The sequence below is a fragment of the Kribbella sp. VKM Ac-2568 genome, from assembly GCF_004345365.1.
In the GTDB taxonomy this organism is placed as follows: Bacteria; Actinomycetota; Actinomycetes; order Propionibacteriales; family Kribbellaceae; genus Kribbella; species Kribbella orskensis.
This window is the reverse complement of sequence record NZ_SLVF01000003.1, coordinates 270,268-293,854: the sequence shown is the minus strand read 5'-3', so window position 1 is coordinate 293,854 and position 23,587 is coordinate 270,268. Positions and strand designations below refer to the sequence as shown.

At 67.5% G+C, this 23,587-nt stretch carries 25 protein-coding genes; 16 read left to right on the top strand and 9 right to left on the bottom strand.

Features of this window, described 5'->3' with window-relative positions:
* Positions 1 to 79 precede the first annotated feature (79 nt).
* Together EV648_RS08875 and EV648_RS08870 are read left to right on the top strand one after the other, a co-directional pair.
* Positions 80 to 283, top strand: coding sequence for a hypothetical protein (locus tag EV648_RS08875; RefSeq protein ID WP_132287512.1), 204 nt, complete (start codon positions 80 to 82; stop codon positions 281 to 283).
* The gene (locus EV648_RS08870) at positions 283 to 594 is read left to right on the top strand and encodes an aminoglycoside phosphotransferase family protein (protein ID WP_132287508.1); all 312 of its coding nucleotides are present in this window, start codon (positions 283 to 285) and stop codon (positions 592 to 594) included. The genes EV648_RS08875 and EV648_RS08870 overlap by 1 nt, the downstream gene beginning before the upstream one ends.
* Here the strand turns inward: EV648_RS08870 and EV648_RS08865 are convergent.
* The 3 genes from EV648_RS08865 to EV648_RS08855 form a co-directional block, all read right to left on the bottom strand.
* Positions 524 to 1,096: a class I SAM-dependent methyltransferase gene (locus tag EV648_RS08865; RefSeq protein ID WP_132287505.1), complete on the bottom strand. Its 573-nt coding sequence runs from the start codon at positions 1,094 to 1,096 to the stop codon at positions 524 to 526. The genes EV648_RS08870 and EV648_RS08865 overlap by 71 nt on opposite strands.
* 308 nt (positions 1,097 to 1,404) lie before the next feature.
* Complete coding sequence (locus EV648_RS08860) at positions 1,405 to 1,695, bottom strand: DUF6247 family protein (protein ID WP_132287502.1); 291 nt, start codon at positions 1,693 to 1,695, stop codon at positions 1,405 to 1,407.
* A 4-nt stretch (positions 1,696 to 1,699) separates the two neighbouring features.
* Entirely contained in the window at positions 1,700 to 2,542 is an 843-nt protein-coding gene (locus EV648_RS08855; protein ID WP_132287499.1) for a phytanoyl-CoA dioxygenase family protein, read from the bottom strand.
* Between the two features lie 70 nt (positions 2,543 to 2,612).
* Between EV648_RS08855 and EV648_RS08850 the strand changes: the two genes are divergently transcribed.
* The 3 genes from EV648_RS08850 (at position 2,613) to EV648_RS08840 (ending at position 5,133) form a co-directional block, all read left to right on the top strand.
* Positions 2,613 to 3,635, top strand: a complete 1,023-nt coding sequence (locus EV648_RS08850; protein ID WP_132287496.1) for a helix-turn-helix domain-containing protein — start codon at positions 2,613 to 2,615, stop codon at positions 3,633 to 3,635.
* On the top strand, positions 3,592 to 4,212 hold the full coding sequence (locus tag EV648_RS08845) for a formylglycine-generating enzyme family protein (RefSeq protein WP_241994976.1): 621 nt from the start codon (positions 3,592 to 3,594) through the stop codon (positions 4,210 to 4,212). The genes EV648_RS08850 and EV648_RS08845 overlap by 44 nt, the downstream gene beginning before the upstream one ends.
* A 117-nt stretch (positions 4,213 to 4,329) precedes the next feature.
* Entirely contained in the window at positions 4,330 to 5,133 is an 804-nt protein-coding gene (locus EV648_RS08840; protein WP_132287490.1) for an SDR family oxidoreductase, read from the top strand.
* A 4-nt stretch (positions 5,134 to 5,137) separates the two neighbouring features.
* Here EV648_RS08840 and EV648_RS08835 read toward each other — a convergent pair whose 3' ends face one another.
* Positions 5,138 to 6,013: a PD40 domain-containing protein gene (locus tag EV648_RS08835; RefSeq protein ID WP_132287487.1), complete on the bottom strand. Its 876-nt coding sequence runs from the start codon at positions 6,011 to 6,013 to the stop codon at positions 5,138 to 5,140.
* A 114-nt stretch (positions 6,014 to 6,127) separates the two neighbouring features.
* On the opposite strand from EV648_RS08835, the gene EV648_RS08830 reads away from it, so the two are divergent.
* Entirely contained in the window at positions 6,128 to 7,777 is a 1,650-nt protein-coding gene (locus tag EV648_RS08830) for an FAD-dependent oxidoreductase (RefSeq protein WP_132287485.1), read from the top strand.
* Positions 7,778 to 7,779: 2 nt separating this feature from the next.
* A complete protein-coding gene (locus EV648_RS08825; RefSeq protein ID WP_132287482.1) occupies positions 7,780 to 9,171 on the top strand; it encodes a sensor histidine kinase in 1,392 nt (463 codons plus the stop codon).
* Positions 9,172 to 9,197: 26 nt separating this feature from the next.
* Here EV648_RS08825 and EV648_RS08820 read toward each other — a convergent pair whose 3' ends face one another.
* Positions 9,198 to 10,859, bottom strand: a complete 1,662-nt coding sequence (locus tag EV648_RS08820) for a VWA domain-containing protein (RefSeq protein WP_158293948.1) — start codon at positions 10,857 to 10,859, stop codon at positions 9,198 to 9,200.
* A 396-nt stretch (positions 10,860 to 11,255) separates the two neighbouring features.
* On the opposite strand from EV648_RS08820, the gene EV648_RS08815 reads away from it, so the two are divergent.
* Positions 11,256 to 11,447 (top strand): hypothetical protein, encoded by a 192-nt coding sequence (locus EV648_RS08815; RefSeq protein WP_132287476.1) that lies wholly within the window; start codon positions 11,256 to 11,258, stop codon positions 11,445 to 11,447.
* Between the two features lie 62 nt (positions 11,448 to 11,509).
* Here the strand turns inward: EV648_RS08815 and EV648_RS08810 are convergent, their stop codons facing one another.
* On the bottom strand, positions 11,510 to 12,772 hold the full coding sequence (locus EV648_RS08810; protein WP_132287473.1) for a zeta toxin family protein: 1,263 nt from the start codon (positions 12,770 to 12,772) through the stop codon (positions 11,510 to 11,512).
* 45 nt (positions 12,773 to 12,817) lie between these two features.
* Positions 12,818 to 13,219 (bottom strand): VOC family protein, encoded by a 402-nt coding sequence (locus tag EV648_RS08805; RefSeq protein WP_132287470.1) that lies wholly within the window; start codon positions 13,217 to 13,219, stop codon positions 12,818 to 12,820.
* 69 nt (positions 13,220 to 13,288) lie between these two features.
* On the opposite strand from EV648_RS08805, the gene EV648_RS08800 reads away from it, so the two are divergent.
* Positions 13,289 to 13,594 carry a hypothetical protein gene (locus EV648_RS08800; RefSeq protein ID WP_132287467.1) on the top strand — a complete coding sequence of 102 codons (306 nt, stop codon included), beginning with the start codon at positions 13,289 to 13,291 and terminating at the stop codon, positions 13,592 to 13,594.
* On the opposite strand, the gene EV648_RS08795 is transcribed toward EV648_RS08800, so the two are convergent.
* Positions 13,584 to 14,447, bottom strand: coding sequence for a nucleotide excision repair endonuclease (locus EV648_RS08795; RefSeq protein WP_158293947.1), 864 nt, complete (start codon positions 14,445 to 14,447; stop codon positions 13,584 to 13,586). The two genes, EV648_RS08800 and EV648_RS08795, sit on opposite strands and share 11 nt — an antisense overlap.
* 246 nt (positions 14,448 to 14,693) lie before the next feature.
* Here EV648_RS08795 and EV648_RS08790 point away from each other — a divergent pair, with 246 nt between their 5' ends.
* The 6 genes from EV648_RS08790 (at position 14,694) to helR (ending at position 21,600) form a co-directional block, all read left to right on the top strand.
* Positions 14,694 to 15,533, top strand: a complete 840-nt coding sequence (locus tag EV648_RS08790; protein WP_132287461.1) for a pentapeptide repeat-containing protein — start codon at positions 14,694 to 14,696, stop codon at positions 15,531 to 15,533.
* 54 nt (positions 15,534 to 15,587) lie between these two features.
* Positions 15,588 to 16,193, top strand: coding sequence for a TetR/AcrR family transcriptional regulator (locus EV648_RS08785; RefSeq protein ID WP_132287458.1), 606 nt, complete (start codon positions 15,588 to 15,590; stop codon positions 16,191 to 16,193).
* Entirely contained in the window at positions 16,190 to 17,563 is a 1,374-nt protein-coding gene (locus EV648_RS08780) for a phenylacetate--CoA ligase family protein (protein ID WP_132287455.1), read from the top strand. The genes EV648_RS08785 and EV648_RS08780 overlap by 4 nt, the downstream gene beginning before the upstream one ends.
* An 81-nt stretch (positions 17,564 to 17,644) precedes the next feature.
* Complete coding sequence (locus EV648_RS08775; RefSeq protein ID WP_158293946.1) at positions 17,645 to 17,929, top strand: nitroreductase family deazaflavin-dependent oxidoreductase; 285 nt, start codon at positions 17,645 to 17,647, stop codon at positions 17,927 to 17,929.
* Positions 17,930 to 18,212: 283 nt separating this feature from the next.
* Entirely contained in the window at positions 18,213 to 19,418 is a 1,206-nt protein-coding gene (locus EV648_RS08770) for a glycosyltransferase (RefSeq protein ID WP_132287449.1), read from the top strand.
* A gap of 1 nt (position 19,419) precedes the next feature.
* Positions 19,420 to 21,600, top strand: a complete 2,181-nt coding sequence (gene helR, locus EV648_RS08765) for an RNA polymerase recycling motor ATPase HelR (protein WP_132287446.1) — start codon at positions 19,420 to 19,422, stop codon at positions 21,598 to 21,600.
* Positions 21,601 to 21,645: 45 nt separating this feature from the next.
* On the opposite strand, the gene EV648_RS08760 is transcribed toward helR, so the two are convergent.
* A complete protein-coding gene (locus tag EV648_RS08760; protein ID WP_158293945.1) occupies positions 21,646 to 22,017 on the bottom strand; it encodes a nuclear transport factor 2 family protein in 372 nt (123 codons plus the stop codon).
* A gap of 431 nt (positions 22,018 to 22,448) precedes the next feature.
* Between EV648_RS08760 and EV648_RS08755 the strand changes: the two genes are divergently transcribed.
* Positions 22,449 to 23,438: a calcium-binding protein gene (locus EV648_RS08755; RefSeq protein ID WP_132287440.1), complete on the top strand. Its 990-nt coding sequence runs from the start codon at positions 22,449 to 22,451 to the stop codon at positions 23,436 to 23,438.
* The last annotated feature ends 149 nt before the right edge of the window (positions 23,439 to 23,587 follow it).

Below are 23,587 nucleotides of genomic sequence, written 5' to 3'. Positions count from 1 at the left end.
ACCCCCGGGCCAGCTGGCCTGCGCTTTCTGCGGGTCCTCCTAGAGCACTTGACCTGCCGAGCCTGCCTAGAGTGGGCGGATGATCCCCGCTGCCTTCGCCTCGACCATCATCGAGCGCGAAGGCAGCGTCGGTCGTTCCTGGATCGCTGCGCTGCCAGGCCTTGTCGAGCGCTACCTGTCCCTCTGGTCCTGCATGGTGGAGGGTCCGTGGACGCACGGGCAGGTCGACCTGATCGTGCCGGTCGACCGCGGGCTTTCGGTGTTGATGACACCGCGACCTTGATGCATGGGGATCTGCATTTCGCCAACGCGCTGCGCTCGGATCGTGAACCCTGGTTGGCGATCGACCCCAAGGGCTACGCGGGGACGGCCGCCTTCGACGCCGCGACGATCGCCGAGGTCGACCGCGATCTCGCAGTACGGGCGACGCAGGCTCGCATGGTGAGCTCAGCCTTCTGGGAAAGGCTGCATGGCCAACCGCGGATGGGGATTGAGACGGCTGATCGGATCGCTGCGGATTGGTTTAACGGTTGGCTGTGTAGATCGCGGCGGTGGAGGCCAGGCGGCCGGGTGGGTCCCACGTGGTTGAGGTGACGTTGGTGAAGCCTGCTGTGGTGAGTTCGGTGGCGAGGTTGGTGGGTGCCCACTTCTGATGGACGGCGATGAGCAGCCGGCCGTTCGGCTTCAGGATGCGGCGGATCTCGGCGTACGCGGCCGGCCGGTCCTCCCAGAGCTGCACGTTGTTGACCGACAGGACCACGCTCGCCGACTGCTCCGGCTGGTGCGTGTCGCCGGCAGCCCCGCGGACGAGTTGCACCTTCCCGATCTCCACCAGGTCGGAGCACCGCTCCCGCGCGGCCAGCAACATCGTGTCCGAAGGATCGATCCCCACCACGATCCCGCTGTACTTCGCCGCCGCCCGCAGGCCCACTCCAGGCCCGGGCCCGAGCACCACCACATGCTCCTTCGACTGCAACCCCGCCAGCTTCACCAGGTGCTTCTCGATCGGCCCGTTCCCCCGAACCATCAACCACCCGCCGACCCGCCCCAACACCCCCTCAGGCAGCCCGAACCCCTTCCGCACCAATTCACCCATACCCAATCTCACCACGCCTTGCCCCGGGAAGTGGACAACCCGCAGGTGTTGGGCCTCTGACGGCGGCTCAGCCGACCCAGGTCACGTCGAAGATCCTCAGCACGCTGTTCTGGTCGTCGACATGGAAGGACAGCAGACCGAACTCACCGAACAAACTCTGACGGAACTCGGCTGGTCGAGGTAGAGGGGCTGTGCCTCCCAGGGAGCGTCCACCAGCTTGCTGACCCGGTCGACCAAGGCGTCGAAAGCCGTCGGCGGAAGTCCTTGCAGCTGTGCCAGTGCGGACGCGTGGAACTCCACGCGGTAGGTCACTGCCGATCGGCCCAGCCGGGAAGGACGTGATCGGCAGGCACGAACTCATCGGTGCGGTTCTCACGGACGGCCTGAGCAGCCTCTTCGAAAGCTGGATTCGAGTAGGCGACGGCCCGGAGATGCCAGATGTGCAGTACTTCGCGCAACTGCTGGAACCGCCAGACTTCATGCGCGGCCTCGAGCGCACTGTGATATTCGCTCAAGAACTGCTCGTGCCACTGCTCCGGCAGCGCGCGCAGGATCTCCGCCGGATCATCCGGTGACCCATGTAACGGCTGAGCAGTCATAGCCTCAGGCTACCCCGTGGGCGACTCGGTCTGCCGTCGTTTGTCCACAGCCCCGGTCACTGGCGGGTCGCGGGAAGGTGGGGGCGTTGAGGGGGGCGTTGGGGGGCAGGTTGAGGGGGTCGGTGATGACGTGGGGGGTGTTGTTGTAGGTGGTGTTGGCGTCCATGTAGATGTTGACGTGGGCCAGGCGGGCCAGGTCGGTGGTGTTGGGTAGGGCCATATGGCCGGTGTAGCTGTTGTGGAAGGTGCAGTCGCCGGCGCGGAGGGGGACCGTCACGCGGGGGAGCCAGCGGAGTGAGGGGTCTACTTCGAAGAGGTCGTCCTCGGAGTGGAGGTCTTGCGGGCGGAGGCCTGTGCGGTTCTGGGTGCCGGGGAGGAAGGTCATGCAGCCGCGCTCCGGCGGTACGTCGACCAGCGCGATCCATGCCGACAGGGACTGCCGGTCGTTCGCGTGCGGCCAGTACGGGCGGTCCTGATGGAACTCGGTCGCCGCGTTGTTGTGCGGCTCCTTCACCAGCATCTGGTCGTGCCAGATCCGCAGCGGGATGCCTGCCAGTTGCTCGGCCACCGCGGCCAGTCCCGGGTGCAGGGTGAGCTCCCGGATGGTCTCGTCACGCTGCCAGACGTTGACGAGCTGGCTGAAGACCCCGCCTTTCTCGAGGCTCTCGGCCCGGTGCTGTTCCAGGTACGCCGCCGCAGCGCCGCGGAAGTGCTCGACCTCCTCCGGCTGCAGGACGCCACGGACTCGGACGAATCCGTTCTGCCGGTAGGAATCGACGAGCTCGCCCGGGATACGGCCGGCGCTGTCGAGATCGGACTCCGTGGCCAGGGATGCTGTTTTCTCCATGAATCCAGACTGCTCGGCGATCGCGGCCAGAGGCTAGGCCGATCGCGGCAAGCACTCGTACGATCACGACATGCCGGAGACTCTGCACGAGCACGCGTTGTTCGACGGGCGGCCGGTGTTCGGTGGGATCCACGAGTTGAGCGCCGACGTCGCCGCGCACACCCATGACTTCGTCGAGATCGCCGTTGTCGGGCCGGGGCGAGGTCGCCACCTGACTAGTCGAGGCGAGCGACGGCTGCGGCACGGCGAGGTGATCGTGCTGCGGCCCGGCGCGTGGCACTCCTTCACGGGGTGCGTCGAGCTGACGGTGGCCAACTGCTGCATCTCCACCCAGGCCCTGCGTGCCGAGTTCGCGGCGCTGCGGGACATCCCGATGTTCCGTCGGCTGCTCTGGACCGATCCCGTCGCGGCCGGAGCACACGGCGTCCACGTGGCATCCGTCGGCGCGGCTGCGGCGACGGAGGCGATCGCCGCGATCACCGACCTGAACCTCACCGGCCGTACCCCGGGCCGCGTACTCGGCCGCCTGGTCACCGTCCTCGGCGTTCTGGCGGACGCCCGGGACGCCCACGAGCGGCGGAGCAGGAGTGGAGAGCGGGGCAGCGGGCCGGGGCGGAGTGCAGGCGGTGCCCACGGCTCGGCGGGTGGTGAGGCGTTCGTTCATCCTGCGGTTACCGATTGCATTGCCCGGATCGAAGCCGAGCCCGCCCAGCCGTGGCGGTTGGATGAGTTGGCCAAGGCCGTGAGCCTCGATCCGGCCTACCTCGGCCGGCTGTTCCGCAGGTCGGTCGGTCTCTCCCCGCTGGACTTCCTCGCCCGCGTCCGCTCCGAGCACGCTGCCGCGCTGCTGACTCGCACGCAGCTACCGGTCGCGCGCGTCGGCGCCACGGTCGGCTGGCCCGACCCCACGTACTTCGCCCGCCGCTTCCGCACGTTGTCCGGTCTCACGCCCAGCGAATATCGCCGGCGCAGTGTGGAGTCGTCGGTAGGATCGCCAGCCCATGGACCCCACCGGAACACCCGAGATGATCGCCATCCCGTCGGGCCGGGTGACCCTCTCCGACCGGCGGACCCAGCGGACCTGGGCGGTTGACCTCGCGCCGTACGAACTCGCCGCCGCGCCGGTGACGCAAGCGCAGTACGAGCAGGTCCTCGGTGAGCGGCCGAGCACTGCGGTCGGCGGGTATCTGCCGGTTGAGAGCATGCCGTGGCTGGATGCGGTCCGCTTCTGCAACGCGCTGTCGCAGAGCGAAGGTCTCACTCCGGCCTACCGCATCGAGGGCGAGACCACCGAGTGGGAGCAGGCTGCCGACGGCTACCGCCTGCCGACCGAGGCCGAGTGGGAACACGCCTGCCGAGCCGGTACGACGGCCGCGCGGTACGGCGAGCTCGACGAGATCGCCTGGTATCGCGGCAACTCGGACGAGCGGATCCACGAAGTACAGGGCAAGCTGCCCAACGCCTGGGGTCTCTACGACATGCTCGGCAACGTGTGGGAGTGGTGCTGGGACTTCTACGACCCCGAGGTCTACGGCACCTATCGCGTACTGCGCGGCGGCGGGTGGTTCGACGAGCCGTGGAGCTGCCGCGCGTCGGTCCGCCGCCGGACCCACCCGACCTCCCGACTGGACGACCTCGGCTTCCGCCCGGCCCGCTCGCTCACCGTGTGACCCCGGGGTAAGAGGTGTGACCCACGGCATACCAGGTCGCCAGTCACATTCGCCCGAGTCGATCCGTCGGCCAAGCAGAGACGGATTCTCCAGCAGACGGACGAAAGAGGTCGTGTGATGACATCACCCATCCTGGTCACCGGCGGTACGGGAACACTCGGGCGGCTCGTGGTCGCCCGGCTCCGGGACGCCGGTCGCGACGTACGGGTGCTCAGCAGGCACGCCAAGGATGTTGCCGACGGCATCGAGTACTACGCCGCCGACCTGGCCACCGGCGAAGGGGCCGAGGCGGCGCTCGCGGGCGTCGAGGTCATCGTGCACTGCGCGGGCAGCTCCAAGGGCGACGACGACAAGGCGCGCAACCTGGTCAAGGCGATCAAGAAGGCCGGCACGTCGCCGCACATCGTGAACATCTCGGTCGTCGGCGCCGAGCGGACGCCGATCGCCAGCGGGATCGACCGGACGATGTTCGGCTACGTCGGCGCGAAGATGGCGGCGGAGAAGATCATCGCCGAGTCCGGGCTGCCCTGGACGACGCTGCGGGCCACCCAGTTCCACGAGCTGATCCTGCTGATGGCCCAGGGAATGGCGAAGCTGCCGGTGCTCCCGATGCCGACCGGCACCAGCGCTCAGCCGATCGCGGCGGCGGAGGTGGCCGACCGGCTTGTCGAGCTCGCGCTGGGCGAGCCCGCGGGCCTGGTCGCCGAGATCGGCGGACCGCGGATCTACCCGATGGCCGACCTGATCCGCGACTACCTGCAGACCGTCGGCAAGCGTCGCCCGGTGCTGCCGATCCGGCTGCCGGGCAAGGCCGCGAAGGCCTTCCGTGCAGGGGCCAACCTGACCCCGGACCACGCAACCGGCCACGTGACCTGGGAGACGTTCCTGGCGAACCAGCCGGCGGCCGCCGCCCGTTCCTAGTTCCCTAGCTCAGTGGATAGGCGACGTAGGCGAACCGAGTGCTGTCAGGGGACCAGCTCGGAACGTTCATGGTCCCCTGACCGCCGAACAGCGTCACCAACTCCCGGATCCGGCCGTCGGCGTCGAGCAGCCTCAGCCGGACGTCCTCCACATCGGCGGGATGCCCGAGCGTGCCCGGCGGGAAGCTGACATAGGCGACGACCGATCCGTCGGGCGCCTGGTGCGGGAACCAGTTGACCCGCTCGTCGTGGGTGAGCTGCTCGAGCGTGCCGCCCGAGATCCTGAACAGCTGCGCATGACCCGGCACGGACGACGCCCGCTCGGAGTTGAAGTAGATCCACTTCCCGTCCGCGCTGTACTCCGACCCGTCGTCGGCGTACTCGTCGTCGGTGATCTGGGTGTCCGATCCACCGGCGGCCGGGATCGTCCACACGTTGGTGATCCGCCTACCGTCGGGCAGAGCCTCCAGCCCGATGTAGGCCAGCGTGCTCCCGTCCGGCGAGATCCCGTGCAGATAGTGGTGGAACTGTTGCCCACGGTCGTTGCTCACCCGGCGCGGAGCTCCGCCCGCCAGCGGTACGGCGTACAGGTGGCCGTCCTCGGCGGAGACGTAGATAGTCCGGCCGTCGGGGCTGAGCACGTGGTCGTTGTTGATCGCCGGCACGCCGCCGAGGTCGATCTCCTCGAGCTCGGTGCCTCCGGCAACGGGGATGCGGAACAGCCGGCCGTCACCATTGATGATCAGCCAGTCACTGTCCGGACTCCAGTTGGGCGCCTCGAACAACAATTCCGTCGAACTGAGGACGAGCCGCTGCTCGCCGGTCCCGACGTCGATGACGAAGAGCTCTGCTCGCTGACCCGGGCGAAGAGTACGTGGCATAGCTCGAAACCTATCCGAGCCGCCGGAGCCGCGGTTACGCTGGCCAGGCTGGTTCACTGGATTCCTCGAGCTTCCTGTGGGGGCGGCGAAGAGGCGGGCCCGAAGGCTGGCTAGATGAGCAAACCCACCATCCTGACCGTCGACGACGATCCCATGGTGTCTGCCGCGATCTCGCGGGACCTGCGCAACCGTTACGGGGACGACTACCTCATCGTGCGGGCGAACTCCGGTGCGCAGGCACTGGCTGTGCTGACCAAACTCGCCCTGCGTAACCAGCCGGTCGCGCTCATCGCTGCAGACCAGCGGATGCCGGAGATGACCGGCATCGAGATGCTGGAGCAGGCGCAGACCCACGCACCCGGTGCGAAGTACCTGCTACTCACCGCGTACGCCGACACCGACGTCGCGATCAAGGCGATCAACGACATCGGCCTCGACTACTACCTGCTCAAGCCCTGGGATCCGCCCGAGGACCGGCTCTTCCCGGTCATCGACGACCTGCTCGACGACTGGCGGCAGGCGAACCCGGACCACACGTCCGACGTACGGGTGGTCGGCAACCGCTGGTCCGACCGCAGCCACGAGGTCAAGACGTTCCTGGCCCGCAATTACGTGCCGTACCACTGGTACGACGTCGAGCGTGATCCCGAGGCGCAGCGGTTGACCGGCCTCGCCGAGGCGGCGGCGGGTGATCTGCCTCTGGTGCTGCTGCCCGAGGGGGACACGCTCCGGTCGCCGACGACGCTCGATCTCGCGGGCGCACTCGGTCTGCGGACCAGGGCCGAGCAGCCCTTGTACGACGTGTGCATCGTCGGCGGTGGTCCGGCGGGGCTGGCGGCTGCCGTGTACGCGGCGTCCGAAGGGCTGAGCACCGTCATCGTGGAGCGTGAGGCGCCCGGGGGACAGGCCGGGCAGAGTGCGTCGATCGAGAACTACCTCGGGTTCCCACGCGGGCTGACCGGCTCCGATCTCACCCAACGGGCCGTCGCCCAGGTCTCCCGGTTCGGCGCGGAGATGGTGCTCGCCCGCCCGGTGGTCGGCTTCGAGAACCGAGGGCCGGTGCATGCCGTGCTCTTCGAGGGCACTGGGGAGATCGAGGCTCGCGCGCTCATCGTGGCGACCGGTGTCTCCTATCGGCGGCTGGTCGCGCCGGGGCTCGAGGAGCTCACCGGTCGCGGCGTGTACTACGGCGTGAGTGCGAGTGATGCCGGCCAGTGCGAGGGGGATGACGTCTACCTCGTCGGTGGCGCCAACTCGGCCGGGCAGGCGGCGCTCAACCTCGCGCGCTATGCGAAGCGCGTCGTACTGCTGGTCCGTGGCTCGACGCTCGAGGACACGATGTCGCGCTACCTGATCGACAAGATCGCCTCCATGCCGAACATCCAGGTGCGATGCCGCAGCGAGGTGGTGGGGTGTCGTGGCGAGGGTCACCTGGAGGCGCTCACGCTGACCGACCGGGATTCTGGCCGGGTCGAGGAGGTGGAGACGAGTTGGCTGTTCGTCTTCGTGGGCGCGTCGCCCCGGACCGACTGGCTGGGCCCTGACGTGATGCGGGACGACAAGGGGTTCGTGGTGACGGGCCAGGATCTGTTGCTGCGGGATGCCTGGCGGTTGCCCAGGGCACCTTTCGCCCTGGAGTCCAGTGTGCCTGGGGTTTTCGCGGCCGGCGACGTACGGCTCGATTCGATGAAACGGGTCGCCTCCGCCGTGGGCGAGGGCGCGATGTCGGTGTACCTCGTGCACCGCTACCTGGCGATGGTGTGATCATGCGCGTCGACGATCTCCGTGGACTCGGCCTTTTCCACGGGCTGGACGACCTACAGCTCGGGCAGCTGATCGAGGGCGGCACCGAAGTACCGATCGAACCGGGCGTCGAGCTGTTCCGCGAGGGTGAGCACGCGGAATACTGGTGGGTGCTGGTCGACGGCGCTCTCGACCTCGTGCGGCACGTCGGCCGTGAGGACTCGGTCGTCGGGCGGATGGACGTGCCGGGTCGCTGGGCAGGTGGGTTCAGAGCCTGGGATGAGCGCGGTGTCTACCTCGCGACTGGTCGTGGGGTCTTCGAAGGGCGAGTACTGCGGGTGCCGGCACAGGTGTTGCGTGAGCTGACTGACTCGTGGTTCCCGCTCGGAGGACATCTCATCCAAGGTGTGTATGGCACAGCACGGTCCATCGAGGCGACCGTTCGGCAGCGCCAGTCCCTGGTCACACTCGGAACTCTCGCGGCCGGGCTCGCGCACGAGATCAACAACCCAGCAGCTGCCGCGGCGCGTGCGGCAGACTCGCTCGAGGGCGCCTGCCAGACGCTGATCACCTCGCTCGACCGGCTGGCGCAGGGAGAGATCTCGGCGACGCAGTTGGCCGCACTCGACAAGCTGCGCCGGGAGATCAAGCCCCAGGCCGTCGGACTCGATCCACTCGACATCGCCGACCAGGAGAACGCGATCGCGATCTGGCTCGCGCGCCACGGGGTGGAGCGGGACTGGATGATCGCGCAACCGCTGGCAGCTGCCGGCGTCGACCTCGCCTGGTGTGAACGCGCTGCGGCCGTGCTCGATGTGGACAACCTCGAGCCTGGGCTGGAATGGGTGGCGAGCACCATTGCCACAGCGACCTTGCTGTCCGAGGTGAAGGTCTCGACCCGGCGCATCTCCGACCTGGTCGCGGCCGTTCGGTCGTACTCGCAGATGGACCGCGGCTCACTCCAGCCCACGGATGTGGAGGCCGGGCTGGAGAGCACCCTGGTGATGCTCGGCCACAAACTCCGCGACGGCGTCGAAGTGGTCCGCGATTATGGCGAACTCCCACGGATCGAGGCGTACGCAGGTGAGCTCAACCAGGTCTGGACCAACCTGATCGACAACGCCGTCGACGCCATGGACGGTGTCGGCAAGATCCACATCGCCACCCGCGCCGAAGGCACCGACGTCATCGTCCTGATCACCGATACCGGTCCCGGCATGTCCCCCGAGGTAGCAGCCCGAGCCTTCGAAGCCTTCTACACCACCAAGGACGTCGGCAAAGGCACCGGCCTAGGCCTCGACATAGCCCAACGCATAATCACAGAACGCCACGGCGGCACCATCACCATCCTCCCCACCCCCACCGGCACCACCCTCCAAGTCACCATCCCCATCCGCCAGAACTCTCACCGCTGATTCGCCCCGCCTCGCGTGCCTGACGGTTAGTGGTGGAGGCCGCCGGCGGCTACGTGGATGAAGACTGCGGCGACCTGGTCGGGGGTGGTCAGGAGGTCTACGTAGCCGCCGATGGGTTCGATGGCTTTGCCGACTACTTCGGCTGCTTGGCGGTCGCCGAAGGCCACCACGCTGAGTTGGACCGGGCGCTTGGGGTCTTGTGCCGCTTGGAGTCTCGTGGACAGCTGGCCTGCGGAGGCTCCGCCGGGATCGTCCTGGTTGCGGCCGTCGGTGAAGACCATCACCTGGTTCGGTACTCCGGGCCGGTAGCGGTCGCGCGCGCTGGTGTACGCGGCCAGGATCGTGTCGTGGAGGCCGGTCCCCGTGGGTCTCGCGTTCATGGTGTTCAGCGCGGTGGTCAGTGCCCGCCGCTGACCGGGGCTCAGCATCGCCTCACGGAGTAGTTCGCGATGATCGCTGGTGCCCTGGAGTCTCACGCCGAATTCCCACAGGCCCAGCCGCGCATCGTCGGGCAGCATGCCACCCAGCGATCGCACACCCTCGCGCACCAACCCGATCAGGGGAGTGGTCGAGCCGGGTGCGGGTTTCGCCATCGAGCCGGACACATCGACCACGATGAGCGCATCGGTACGCCGGTCCTGCGCGTACCACGTGGCGAAGACGTGATCGACGTGGTGACCACCCAGGACAGGCAGAGCCTTCGCGAGGTTCGTCGTGAGCAGGCCGGCGTTCGGCGTCGCAGTACCGTTGGCGTCGCGTAGATGCGCCATGGCACGGGCCTCTGCGGCGTCGTCTCCGCTGAGCGCCGCCTGCAGGCGCTTCAGGCCAGCCACACTCTTGGGGTCCGCAAGTCCTGTTGCGGTGGGCTGCCAGGTGTAGCGGAGCATGGCTGCGAAGTCACGTCCCGGCAGGGCGCTCCGGCCCGGCACAGGCGCTCCCGCCAACGCGTACTCGGGTACTAGACCGACCTCGCCGGCCTTGGTCCGCAGTACTTCGCTGGAAGCTGTCACAGTGCGAGTGCTGCCACGTGCCCGGGACAGCCACAGCGCAGACGCGTCCATGTCCTGGGCCTCCCAGACAGCCTCCGCCACGGCCCCAGTACCGACAAGGCCGTCACCTGACCCAGCAGGATCCCGTACGACGAGCCGCACCGTCCGGGCGTCCACCAGGTTCGCAAGCGCCATCCACGAACCACCGGCCCGTCGCAACCGCGCACCGGTGGCTGCGTCGCTCACCATGTACAGCGGGCTGGTCGCGAGCACGGTACCCGCGCCAGCGGTGTCCTTCGCCAGCTTGACCTCAGCAGCGGCAGACGACCAGGAAGGGTCGTCCGGGATCCACACGTGGGCTTGAGCTTTCGCCACGGCAGCTGCTGCGGCCCGGCCGTCGGAGTACGTCGTGGCGAGGCGCACGCAGTCCGGCCCCTGCAGCAACTTCGAGGCGACGCTGTCGAGCATCGGCCGGAACGAGGTGGCGGCAACCGCCCGCAGCGCAGTACACGATCCAGCAGGTGATGTCGCGGTCACACCCGGAGCTGTGGCCACACCTGGAGCTGGAGTTTCCCCGCTCTGTGGAGGGCTCTGGTCATCGGGCCGCAGCATCAGCATGCCGACCACCACCGCCACCGCGGCCATGGCAACGCCAGGCAACCATCGACTCGCGGCATGGACCGCCCGATGCTTGGCCATGTAGAAACCCCCCAAGGGTCGTGCCGCTGCGCGTCCCCCGCCAGCGACCTTTGTTCTACCTGTGCCCCGTGTCGGCGCCAGCATGCCAGCGAAAACCCCACCCGATAAGGGTTAGGCCCAACTACTACCCACCGCTGTCCGCCAGCTACCCATCGTCGAACAGCCAATTAGTTGCCCAGAGCATCGACCCTGACAAGTCTCGTAATTCACTCGCACCGCAAAGCGGCGACCCGTAACTCCCAGATCGCGGAACACGGCCTGCTCCTGCGAACCACGCCGGCCGTCTCCACTCATCTCGGCGGATGGTGGATGAGCCTCTTCGCCAATAGCATCCGGTATGGCGTTTGCAGGACCACGGGGACTTCGTTTCAGGACACCCGGAGGAGATGAAGGCTCATGGCATTCAGGAAGAAGTCAGAGGTCAAGCAGGACCCCGAGAACGGTGGCTGGATGTCGGGTCGCAAGGCCAAGCGTGCGGCTGGGTCCGGCGGCGGTATGAAGGGCGACAAGGTCGTCGACCCTAAGGGGCGGGTCATCGGAGACTTCAGAGGTCGCGAGCGCAGGAAGGGCAACGAGAACGACGTCTAGCGATCCTGCTGTTTTCCCGAGTGTCGGGCCGGACGTCTGCTCTGCTTGGCGATCACCTCTGCTCAGGCGTCCGGTCTGGACACTCCGGCTGTCGCGATGTGGAGCGTGACGGCGTCCGGATGGAGCCGCGGTGCTGCCAGCGTGTTGGCCGTTCTCGCTCCTTCGATCGCCTCGCTCCGGATCCACGGGATGGGCGCGGAGAGACCGATCTGCTGGAACTCCAGCACCGCGTCGAGGAAGAGCCGTGACTCGGCGACCGTCCACGGACGGCCCCGCTCCCAGTTGATCGCCTCGGCCGTACTTGGCGGCTGCTGCCATCCGCCGCCGGCGATTCGCTGGTTGCGGTAGACCAGCCGCCCGTCGGGACGGAGTACGGCGACTCGGTCGGCGAACTCGTCGCGATCGACCACCTCGGCCCCGCGCAGTACCCCTTGATAGCAAGCATCATGCACCTCGGTCTCCGCGAGCCGGCCATAACCGAACACCTCCAGCGCGCGGAGGTGGCGATCCAGTACTCCGAACCGGCTGGCCGCCTCATGCACCGCGACCAGTGCCACCTCGACCTGGTATCCGGCCGCCTTGAATTGCCGACCCTGCTCCGCGAAGGCCTCCGGATCTCGCAGTACCGACTCCAGCACGACGTCGAAGCGCTGCGAGCGGGCGTACGCCGCCGCCCTCGTCGTCCACCTCATGGCGTCCTCGTCGGCGCCGCCGACCAGCCGTGGTTCTTCGGCCATCAGCGCGTGGAAGCTGGGATGGTGCGGCTCGTAGCGGTCCGGGCTGATCGTCACCGACCGGCCGCGGTTGTTCAGCACGTCCTGCACGAGCGCGGTGATCGCCGCCTTGCCGTCTCCGGGTTGACCAGCGACGATCACGACCACCGGCTGGATCTGCGACGTCCCGGTCAGCTCGACTGGGGCGATCCGGTCCCGGAAGATCCGCTCGCTCTCGGTCTCCTCGAGCACCTGCATTCGCAGTGTGTTGGCGGCCAGGGCAGCTGCCGCGCGATGCGCAGTACTGGGCCCTTCTTGCTCGTTATCCTGGTCAGACGGATCCGCGAGCAGATCCTCGCCCGCGATGTGGATGGCGGCGATCTCCCGGGCATCGTGCGGCGTCAACTCCCGTCGCCGTACAGCCCACGCTCGCTGCTCCGCTCGCCAGCCTGCCATCGCTTCCGTGTCCGGCTCAGCGGCGGCTTCCTGGCCCGCGATCAACCCGGCATAGAAGCCGATCAGCTGACTGGCGCCTTCCAGCGCAACCTCGTATGCGACCGCTTCCGCGCCGGCCACACTCCCCGGACGCACCCCAGCCAGGACATTCACCACGCCCGGACGATAGCGGTCAACCGCCTCCCACCGCGATGCCCAATCTCATCCGGCATGGCCACTCAATCGATCGCCCGGCTGCGGCGGGAGCCAGCACAGGCAGAAAGGGTGGCCGGCCGGGTCGGCGTACACCTGTGCGCCTGACACCGCGCTGCGATCTTCGGCAGCCTTCAACAGCCTGCCGCCCAACCCGATCACTTCGTCATGGGCCGCGTCGAGGTCGTCGATGTAGAGGTCGAAGTGGATCTGCTGCGGGGTTCCGTCGGGCCACTCGGGCTGCACGTGGTCAGGCGCAAGCTGTACGCCGAGCTGCCACTCCCCATCGACCCAGATGTTGTGCCACCGGTCGCTCGCCATCACCGTCCCACCCAGGAGCCCGGCCCAGAACGCACTCTCCGCCTCGAGATCCGCGGCGTCCAACACGATCATCCGTCGACTGATCTGCATCGGCCCAGTATCCAGGCTCGATCTCGAATACGCTGCTGAGATGCGACGTCGAGGCTTTCAGCGGGCGTCATGAACGGTTTCGGCGGCACCGAGATCGGCTGCGACCCCGCCAGGGCTGCCCAGGAAGAGTGGCTCAAACGGCTGCTGCTGGACAAGCCGACCTGGAAGCTCGAGGGCGACCTCCTCACGATCACCAGAGGCAGTACGACGCTGGTCCTTCAAGACCGGAAGATCGCCGAACCAGACAAGCCGCTCGAGGGCACCAAATGGGTCCTGGAGTCAGTGATGTCAGGACAGTGGGCCTTCCAACATTTCCCGGAGGCGGATTCGGCGTACTTCACCATCAAGGCGACCGAAGTGAGAGTCATCCATTGATCACCGGGCTGATCTCGTGCCGCACAAGACTCCGGTAGGTCTCGACGTCGAGGACTCGGGCCCGTACGCCGTGACGCAGTCGACGTGCTCGCACGAGCTGCGGCCCGCCGGCGAAGAACTGAAGCGCGGCCTCCTTGTCACGCCGTAGCGCGGGCTGCATGAACGCCGGCCGACGGCCCGCAGCCTCGAGTAGCTCCTCAGCCAGCCGAGCCCTCGTTCCCGAGAGGAACCGGTGCAGCCCATCCCGCACCTCCGCCGAAACCGCCACCGTGAATGACTCGGGTGCAGACTTCGTGATCGAAGCGGGCGTATGGCTGCCCTCGCCTGCGGCCGCCCAGAGAAGTCGCAAAAGCGCGGTGTACCCATCACTGCAAGCGATCCCGAGCCGGGACGCGACGCCCTTGCCCAGATGAGGAAAGCACCCATACGCCTTCCCGATCGAAGGAACAGCAGGCTCCAAGCTGAAGCCGAGCGTCCCCGGCGCCAGCTCACGCACCACGACGTACGGCGCCCGCGGGTCCATCCCGACCGCGGCGGCCCCACGGAGCCCGGTGTTGGCGTTGAAGGGCGGCCGAAGCGCGAAGATCAACTCCGCCTCCCGCCAGACCGCAGCCGCCTCGTCGACAGCGACCTCCCACACCACTCGCCGGACAAGGTCGTACCGCTCATCCAGCCCCGACCCAGGCACCCTCACCCCCGCATGCTGCCGAAGCCGCTGCCTCAGCTCCCCGGCCTTCCCCACGTAGAGAACCTCGCCGCGCTCACCGAGAAACAGGTAAACCCCAGCCTCCCGAGGAGCCTCCGCAGCCGCGGCCCGCAGTACGCCGAGCCCTACCTCACCCCACTCACCCACTACGGATCTCCCACCCGCACGACAGCCGCTTCGCCCGCTGAGCCTACCGAAAAGCGCGGTCCTGATTGACATCGTTGAGACGATGGAAGGGTCCTACACCAGCGCCGGTATGTCGCTGCCGGCGCTTGCTTCATCGGAGCCGCCGTGGCCCGCCGTAGCGGATCTCGAACCGCAGGCCAGCGCTCGCCATCCGCAGGCGCGTCTCAGAGCCCGTGGCCCGTTCGCGCGGCCGTCGCCGGTGCTGTCGTGCTGCTTCTCGCGTTGTTCGGTGGTCTGGTCTTCTTCGGCCAGGCGGTCCGGCAGTCAACTGAGCAGGAACGTCAAACCCAGGTCGCGCAGACATCTGAGCGACTCTCGCGCTCCGTCGAACAGCTAGGGGCGGACACGATCGCGGTACGCCTGGGGGCGGTGCATTCGTTCGCCCGTCTGATGCGGGAATCGCCAGGTGATCAGCGCGCCATCTCCGAAGTCCTCAGCGGATTCGTCCGCGAACAAGCAGCTCAGGCACCACACCCACAAGGGCTCCAATCCGTTCAGACTCCGCCCGACGATGTCCTTGCCGCGTTGAAGGTTCTGGTCGAACAGCCACGACCGCGCGGTACCGACCAGAACGGCACCGAGTTGCCGACGGTGCTGCTCCAGGGCGTCGACTTCTCCGGCTTCGACCTCAGATCGGTCGTACTGCGTAGCGCGGACCTGACCGACGCGGACCTGTCTCGCGTGGACCTGTACCGCGCGGATCTGACCGACACGAATCTGGCCAACGCGAACCTGACCGGCGCGAACCTGTTCCTGACGACCTTGACCTCCGCGAACCTGGCGAAAGCGAAGCTGACCAACGCCACCCTGGAGTTCGCGGCGCTGGAAGGCGCGCAACTGTTCGCCACGGACCTGACCGGCGCCAACCTGCGCGAAGTGAATCTCACCGGGGCATATCTGATAGGCGCGCAACTGACCCGGGCAGACCTCACCGGCGCAAACCTGACCAACACCGACCTGGCCGACGCCGACCTGACCCACACCAAGCTGGCCGCCCTGACCTGCAACAGAACCACCTGGCCCGAGGACTTCCATCCCCCGTGCTGAAGTGCGTCCAGACGGAGCGTTGACATAACGACGTTCTCTGAATAACGTCACTATATGAAAGCACGGCTGACTCGGGCGGAGAGCAAGGCTCGGACGCGCGCTGACCTTGTCGACGCGGCCCGGCGGGTGTTCCTGGAGCGCGGGTATCACGCTGCGAGCGTCGCCGATGTCGCCGCGGAGGCGGGCTTCTCCACCGGTGCTCTGTACTCGGCGTTCCGTGGCAAGGCCGACCTCTTCCTCGCCGTGCTCGACGCTCACCTGGCCGAGCGGATCCGCGGGATGGAGGCTGTGGTTGCCTCGGCGACGACCGCGGCCGAGCATGCCGAACAACTCGCCCGGCAGTTCGCGACGGTCAGCGGCAACGACAGCGGCTGGTCGCCGCTGGTCATCGAGTTCTGGGCGCACGCAGCCCGCGACCCGGAGCTCCGCAAGCAGTTCGCCGAGCGCCACGACTCGCTGAAGCAGGCCATCGCCGGGATGCTCGACGAGATGCTCGCGCGTACGGGGGAGCGTCTCGTGCTGAGTACCGACGAGGTCGCCATGGCCGCCGCCGCGCTCGCCAACGGGCTGACACTCGAGCGGCTCGCGCATCCCGACGGGGTGTCCGACGAACGGTTCGCCGACCTGGCCGCATTCATCATGAAGGGTCTATCGCGATGAGCACCTTGAGGCAGTTGGCCGACGTGGCCGTCGCCTTCCCCCGCTCCCGCGAGCTGCTCAGCCGCGACGGCTGGAGCCGCGAGCAATTGCAGGAACACCAGCGCACCCGGCTTGCCGAGCTCATACGTCATGCCAAGGAGCAGTCGCCGTTCTATCGCAAGCTGTACGCCGGCCTCGACGACGAGGTTTCGCTGGATCAGTTGCCGGTCATCGACAAGGCAACGCTGATGGATCACTTCGATGACATCGTCACCGACCAACGCTTGCGGCTGACCGACCTCGAGGCACACCTGGCCGGGCTGGCGACAGACGACCTGTACCTCGGGCAGTACCGGGTGGTTGCGACCGCCGGCAGCACTGGCCGGAGGGGCATCTTCGTCGCCGATCCCGACGAGTGGCGGACGTTCCTGGCCGGCCTGTTGCGATCCAACGAGTACATGGGGTTGCGCCCCCACCTCCCGCGAAGGCGGGTGGCCACGGTTGCTGCGGCGAGTTCGGTGCACGTGACGTATCGGATGTCTCGCAGTCTCGACTTCGGTGTCCACCGCGTACTCCGGCTCGACGCGACGGCGCCGATCGAAGTGCTGGTCCAGCGACTCAACGCGTTTCAGCCCGAGTTCCTCTACAGCTACCCGTCTGTGCTCGGGTTGCTGGCGACGGAACGTGCCGCCGGTCGCCTGCGGATCGATCCGACGACGATCGTCTCCTCGGGTGAGACCCACACCGACGAGACGGTCCGCGCGGTCCGAGCCGTGTGGGACGTGCCGTGGTACCAGATCTACGGCACGACGGAGGTGCCGATGCTCGGCGCGCACTGCTCCCAGCACACGGGTGTGCACCTGTTCGAGGATCTGGCGATCGTCGAGGTTGTCGACGGCAACAATCGCCCGGTGCCGGCCGGACAGCGCGGCCACCGACTGCTCGTCACCAACCTCGTCAATCGCACGCTTCCGCTGATCCGGTACGTCGTCACCGATCTCGCGACAGCGGCGGAGGAACCCTGCCCATGCGGCCGGCCCTTCGCCGTACTGAGTGCACTCGACGGGCGCAGCGATGACATCCTCCATCTCCCTACCGCCGGTGGCGGCAAAGTTGCCGTCCACCCGCTCGCGCTGCGGAGCGCCATGGCCACGGTCGCCGACCTCGCGCAGTACCGGATCCTCCACGAGGGAACGAAGTTGACCGTCTCGGCGACGCTGCGCGCGGATGCCGCGCCCGAGCCCGCCGTCGCTGCCATCACTGAGCGGCTAGGTGCAAAGCTCGCCGCGCTCGGCGTCGAGGGCATGCAGCTTGACGTGCGGTTGGTACCGCGAATCGAGGAGGGTCGCGACGCCGCCGGCAAGTTCCGCATCATCGAATCGAGGCCGTGATGGTGGACAGCTATCGCGATGCTGGTTTGCTGCGGCGGGTTGTCCGGCGGGTGGTCGCAACCCGCGTGGGGGCCTGGATCTGTGCGCGATGGCTGCATCGCGTCGACCACGTCGTGTTCCGCGCAGCGGCACAACCCGGCCTGGTACTACAACCTGCGCGCTTACGGACACGCCGCCGTACGAGTCGGCAGCCGGAGCGTCGCGATGACGGCACGCGAGCTGGCCGGTGCCGAGCGGGAGCGCTACTTCCAGCGCGGCCTCGACATCTATCCGGGCTGGGCGCACTACCGCAGCCGCGCGTCCCATCGCGACATCCCGGTGATCATGCTCGAACCGACCAGTTATGAGGAGGGCGGAGCGAAATGACTACGACATCGCAGCTGCTGTCAGCACGAAGGCCGAGACGGCCACCGCCAGGCCACGGTCGCACTCACGCCTAACTTCAGCGGCAACTCCGACGACGCCGTCAACGCGTTCCTGGACAAGGCCATCTGCACCTGACCAGGGGAAGGCAAAGAGAAAGGCAAGGAGAGTATCCACTCCTTGCCACTTCTAACTTATAGCGCACGGGGGGACTTGCCGCAAGGCCCTGTTCGTGCCGCAGAATCGTCGACCGAAGCCAGAATCGACGAAACGGGGATCGCGAAAAATGCGGATGTTGTTGTCGACGTACGGGTCACGCGGGGACGTCGAACCGGTGGTGGCTCTCGCGGTGCAGTTGCGGGCGCGCGGCGCGGAGGTGCGGGTGTGCGCGCCGCCGGACTTCGCGGAGTTGCTGGCCGGGGTCGGTGTGCCGATGGTGCCGGTCGGTCAGTCGGCGCGAGCGCTGACCAGAGCGGCGCCGCCGCCGTCATCCATGCCGCAGCGCGCGGCCGAGTTGATCGCCGACCAGTTCGTCGCGGTCGCCGCGGCGGCCGAGGGATGCGATGCATTGGTGGCGACCGGCATGATGCCGGCCGCGGCCGGCGCGCTGTCGGTGGCCGAGAAACTCGGCATCCGCTCCGTGTACGTGACCTTCCAGCAGCTCACCCTGCCATCGCCGTACCACGCGCCGCTGGCGTATCGGGGCCGGCCGTTCCCGCCGGACGTGACCGACAACCGGGTGCTGTGGGAACTGGATGCCCAGAGCAACAATGTGCTGTTCGGTGAGGCGCTCGACACCAACCGGGCGTCGATCGGCCTGCCGCCGGTGGACAACGTTCGCGACTACGTCATCGGCGACCAGCCGTGGCTGGCGACGGACCCGATCCTGGACCCGTGGCAGGAGCCGGCGGACCTCGACGTCGTACAGACCGGCGCGTGGATCCTGCCGGACGAACGCCCGCTGTCGGACGAGCTGGTGGCGTTCCTGGACGCTGGCGAACCACCGGTGTACGTCGGCTTCGGCAGCATGCCCATGCATGCCTCGACGGACGCCGCCGAGGTGGCCATCGGGGCGATCCGCGCTCAGGGACGCCGTGCACTCGTCAAGCGCGGCTGGGCAGACCTGGCCCTGATCGACGATCAGGACGACTGCTTCGCCGTCGACGAGGTCAACCAGCAGGCGCTGTTCCGCCGAGTGGCCGCCGTCGTACACCACGGCGGCGCGGGTACTACGACAACCGCCACCCGGGCCGGCGTACCTCAGGTGGTGGTACCCCAGGCGACGGACCAGCCGTACTGGGCCGGCCGCGTGGCTGACCTGGGCATCGGCGTTGCACACGACGGTCCGACTCCGACCTTCGAGTCCCTGTCGGTCGCCCTCAAGACGGCCCTGGCCTCCGAGACCGGCGTACGGGCGACCGCCGTGGCCGGCACGATCCGAACCGACGGCACAACGGTGGCAGCGAAGCTGCTGCTCGATCGGAGCTGCTGAAGTGAACCCCCAGACCACCAGCACGTTCGACCTTCCCGACCACCTCGCCCCCAAGGCCGACCCGGCGCTGATCGCCGGGGACGAGCAGCACTTCGCCGCGATCGCGGAGAGCCTCGAGCAGTCGATCGCCGACCTGTCCGACCGTCTCGATACGGCCCGCAAGGCGCCTGGCGGCAGCGGCCAGGAGGCGTTGGATCGAGACCTGGAGATCCACCGGCTGACCGCTCGCTTGCGCGCCCTGCGTCGCTTCGGTTTGGACCTGTGCCTCGGACACATCGTCAGCGCGGACAACCCCGAGCCCGTGTACGTCGGACGGCTCGGCCTCACGGACAGTACGGGTCGTCGCCTGCTGATCGACTGGCGCTCTCCCGCGGCCGAGCCGTTCTTCGGAGCGACCCACGCCAACCCGATGGGGCTGGCAAGCCGCCGCAGGTATCGCTGGACCCGCGGCCGGATCAGCGACTACTGGGACGAGGTGTTCACCTCGGACGGGTTCGAAGGGCACCACGCGGCGCTCGACGACCAGTCCGCCTTCATCGCCAGCCTGGGAAGCAGCCGGTCGCCCCAGATGCGGGACGTGCTCGGCACCATCCAGGCGGATCAGGACGCCATCATCCGCGCTGGTTCGCGCGGCGCTCTCGTCGTCGACGGCGGTCCGGGTACGGGGAAGACCGTCGTCGCCCTGCACCGCACCGCCTACCTCCTGTACTCCGATCCGCGCCTGGGTCACCGCCGGGGCGGCGTACTGTTCGTCGGTCCGCACCAGCCCTACTTGGCCTACGTCGCCGACGTTCTCCCCAGCCTCGGAGAGGAGGGCGTGCTGACCTGCACCCTGCGGGACTTTCTCCCCGAGGGTGTCTCGGCGCCGGACGAGCTCGACCCGAGTGTGGCCCTGCTCAAGTCGTCCGCGGACATGGTGAAGGCGATCGAACCGGCCGTCAGGCTGTACGAAGAGGCGCCCACCAAGGGGATGACGGTCGAGACCCATTGGTCCGACATCTGGCTCAGCCCTGCTGATTGGGCCGAGGCGTTCGGATCAGCAGACTCCACTACTCCGCACAACGAGGCTCGCGACCAGGTCTGGGAGGAGCTGCTCACGATCCTGCTGGACAAGCACGAGGAGGAGTACGAAGACGACGACGTCTCGGTCGACCTGGTGCGCAGATCCCTTGAGCAGAACGAGGAACTGGTCGATGCCTTCGGCAAGGCTTGGCCGCTGATCGAACCGACCGATCTCGTCGGCGATCTCTGGTCGGTGCCCGCCTACCTGCGCATGTGCGCTCCCTGGCTCAGCGCTGAGGAGATCAAGAAGCTGCAGCGCGCGGACCCCCAGGCGTGGACGGTGTCCGACCTGCCGCTCCTGGACGCGGCGCGGCAGCGACTCGGCGACCCGGAGGCCTCCCGCCGGAAGCGTCGGCAGAAGGCCGCCGCCGCAGCCGAACGCGAACGCATGGCCGATGTCATCGACAACATTCTGCAGGCCGATGACGACAACGAAGGCTGGGTGCCGATGCTGCGCGGGCAGGATCTGCAGGAAGCCCTGGTCGACGAGACCGCACTGCCCACCGCGGACCCAGACCTGCTGGCCGGCCCGTTTGCGCACATCGTCGTGGACGAGGCGCAGGAACTGACCGACGCGGAGTGGCAGATGTTGCTGCTCCGCTGCCCGTCTCGAAGCTTCACCATCGTCGGGGATCGCGCCCAAGCCAGGCACGGGTTCACGGAGTCCTGGCAGGAGCGGCTCGAGCGGATCGGGCTCGACCGGATCAACCTGGCGTCCCTGAGCATGAACTACCGGACGCCGGCGGAGGTCATGGCGGAAGCCGAGCCTGTCATCCGGGCCGTGCTCCCAGACGCCAACGTGCCGACCTCCATCCGCAGCAGCGACGTACCGGTCGTCCACGGATCTACCTCGGATCTGAGCTCGATCCTCGACGCCTGGCTTGCCGAGCATGCCGACGGGATCGCCTGCGTCATCAGCGCGAATGGCCTTGAGGATGCCAGGTTGGAGGCAACTGCGCGTGTCCGGTCGCTCACCCCGGAGCTGTCGAAGGGGCTCGAGTTCGACCTGGTCGTCCTCATCGACCCAGAGACGTTCGGCCAGGGCATCGAAGGAGCTGTCGACCGCTATGTCGCAATGACCCGAGCAACCCAGCAACTCGTCATACTCACAAACTCCTGATCTCAGCCGCGGCCTGCTGTCGAGCTCGCCCTTCCACAGCAGGCGCTACACCTCTACCGGACACTTGTGGCTGAGCACGCAGAGCCAACGGCCGTCACTCCGCACGTACACCTCGCTGATCCACTCGTCCGCCGTGTAGGCAACCCCGTCCCAGGTGCCGGAGCTCTGCTTCCGCGCGGTGACGATGACGGAGTCGCCGTACGAAACGACTCGTGCGTCTCCAACGGTCTCCATCGTGTGGTGAGCCAACTGCCCGGACGCAATCCAGCCAACGATGTCGGCCTTCGGCGTAGCGCCTGTAGATCCGACGTAAACCCACCCATCGTCCATGACTGCGCCAACCGCCTCGGCATCGTTGCGCACGAGCGCAGCATCCCAACCGACGGAGACCTCAAGAACTTCAGACTCGATGCTCATGCCGTCACCATAAGCAGAGGCCTCGCCACGCATCGTCAAGTCCGCGACTGTAACCGCGGATGGCAGGGTCAGGTCCGCCACATCGCGTTGCCCGACGGGTGGCAACGATGGGAGCTTCCCGCGGACGAGGAGCAGCAAGTCATCAAGGTGCTCTTCGAACTACTTGACGAGTTCCTCGCAGAGCGAGAAGCGAAGTCCGACACGGTTTGACTTCTCAACGGCAGGCGGCTCACCGGTGACAGTTGTGTCCACTACTTAGCCGCTTTGCTGGACAAGCTGAAGGGTTCCTCTGCTGCGCGCGGTCAGTTGCACATTTCTCGGGATCGGTTGAACCGATCGCGGGCCGGGGCCGTGTCGGTGGGCACAGGACAACCGAGCACGGTGCGCGGGGGAACCGGCAGCAACCGTGACCGACAAGGAGGAACCACATCATGAATCACGCAATTCGACTTCGGCGGGGCCTCAGCTCGGCCGCAGTGGCCGCCATCGCCACCGGCATCGCCTTCAGTCTGGCTGGTCCAGCCGCCGCGACCGCGCCGAGGGGGACCGTGCAGATCGACAACCGGCAGTTGATTGTCACAGGCACCAATCATGCCGACAACATCGCACTCCGGGTACCTGCGGCCGATCCCACCGTGCTCGAGGTCGACTTCGGAAACGACGGCCACGCAGACGAAACGGTCAAGCTCGCCGACTTCGGCCAGATGCTGGTGAACAGCCGGCGCGGCGACGACGACGTACGGATCGACTTCGGCACGCTGACCCAGCCGTTCACGGTCGTGGACACGGGTGATGGCGATGACGTCGTATCCGGTGGCAGCGGCAACGAGCTGTTCCGTACCGGCAATGGCAACGACCGCGTCGACGGCAACCGTGGTACCGACACAGCATTGCTGGGCAACGGAGACGATGCGTTCACCTGGGATCCGGGCGACGGCAGCGACGTGATCGAGGGCGGCCGCGGTACCGACAAGATGCTCTTCAACGGAAGCGATGGTGCGGAGAAGTTCGCCGCCACTGCCAACGGGGCGCGGCTGCGGTTCACCCGCGACCTCGGCAACATCGTGATGGACACCGATGACGTCGAGCGGGTCGTGCTCAAGGCGCTGGGAGGCGCTGACTCCACCACGATCGGCGACCTGCGCGGTACCGACGTCCGCAAGGTCGACGTCGATCTCGGCAGCCAGACCGGCGGTGGCGACGGCGCGATCGATTCGGTGACCGTCAACGGTACAGCCGGCCGGGACTTCATCCGCGTCTCCGGGTCCAGAGGCACCGTGAACGTCAACGGTCTGAAGCCGGACGTCCGGATCACCCACGCAGAATCCACCGACCAACTGATCGTGGACACGCGCGCCGGCAACGACACCGTCAACAGCCGCAACCTGGCCCCAGGCACCATCGGCCTCACCATCCTCTGAGACACCGATCCGACCTACAACCTCAGCTCGGTACGTGGGCAACCCCCACGTACCGAGCTGTCGCCCTGCCACTGGGGAAGTGCGGAGGAACTTGCCAGCCTGAAGGTTCCGGGTGTCGAGCTCGAGCCGGATCTGTTGCGCCGTACCTG

Bases quoted from the DNA above. Each gene is read 5' to 3' on its own strand.
- EV648_RS08875 (WP_132287512.1), top strand. From the start codon at position 80: ATGATCCCCGCTGCCTTCGCCTCGACCATCATCGAGCGCGAAGGCAGC.
- EV648_RS08870 (WP_132287508.1), top strand. From the start codon at position 283: ATGCATGGGGATCTGCATTTCGCCAACGCGCTGCGCTCGGATCGTGAA.
- EV648_RS08865 (WP_132287505.1), bottom strand. From the start codon at position 1,096: ATGGGTGAATTGGTGCGGAAGGGGTTCGGGCTGCCTGAGGGGGTGTTG.
- EV648_RS08860 (WP_132287502.1), bottom strand. From the start codon at position 1,695: ATGACTGCTCAGCCGTTACATGGGTCACCGGATGATCCGGCGGAGATC.
- EV648_RS08855 (WP_132287499.1), bottom strand. From the start codon at position 2,542: ATGGAGAAAACAGCATCCCTGGCCACGGAGTCCGATCTCGACAGCGCC.
- EV648_RS08850 (WP_132287496.1), top strand. From the start codon at position 2,613: ATGCCGGAGACTCTGCACGAGCACGCGTTGTTCGACGGGCGGCCGGTG.
- EV648_RS08840 (WP_132287490.1), top strand. From the start codon at position 4,330: ATGACATCACCCATCCTGGTCACCGGCGGTACGGGAACACTCGGGCGG.
- EV648_RS08835 (WP_132287487.1), bottom strand. From the start codon at position 6,013: ATGCCACGTACTCTTCGCCCGGGTCAGCGAGCAGAGCTCTTCGTCATC.
- EV648_RS08830 (WP_132287485.1), top strand. From the start codon at position 6,128: ATGAGCAAACCCACCATCCTGACCGTCGACGACGATCCCATGGTGTCT.
- EV648_RS08825 (WP_132287482.1), top strand. From the start codon at position 7,780: ATGCGCGTCGACGATCTCCGTGGACTCGGCCTTTTCCACGGGCTGGAC.
- EV648_RS08820 (WP_158293948.1), bottom strand. From the start codon at position 10,859: ATGGCCAAGCATCGGGCGGTCCATGCCGCGAGTCGATGGTTGCCTGGC.
- EV648_RS08815 (WP_132287476.1), top strand. From the start codon at position 11,256: ATGGCATTCAGGAAGAAGTCAGAGGTCAAGCAGGACCCCGAGAACGGT.
- EV648_RS08805 (WP_132287470.1), bottom strand. From the start codon at position 13,219: ATGCAGATCAGTCGACGGATGATCGTGTTGGACGCCGCGGATCTCGAG.
- EV648_RS08800 (WP_132287467.1), top strand. From the start codon at position 13,289: ATGAACGGTTTCGGCGGCACCGAGATCGGCTGCGACCCCGCCAGGGCT.
- EV648_RS08785 (WP_132287458.1), top strand. From the start codon at position 15,588: ATGAAAGCACGGCTGACTCGGGCGGAGAGCAAGGCTCGGACGCGCGCT.
- EV648_RS08780 (WP_132287455.1), top strand. From the start codon at position 16,190: ATGAGCACCTTGAGGCAGTTGGCCGACGTGGCCGTCGCCTTCCCCCGC.
- EV648_RS08770 (WP_132287449.1), top strand. From the start codon at position 18,213: ATGCGGATGTTGTTGTCGACGTACGGGTCACGCGGGGACGTCGAACCG.
- EV648_RS08760 (WP_158293945.1), bottom strand. From the start codon at position 22,017: ATGAGCATCGAGTCTGAAGTTCTTGAGGTCTCCGTCGGTTGGGATGCT.
- EV648_RS08755 (WP_132287440.1), top strand. From the start codon at position 22,449: ATGAATCACGCAATTCGACTTCGGCGGGGCCTCAGCTCGGCCGCAGTG.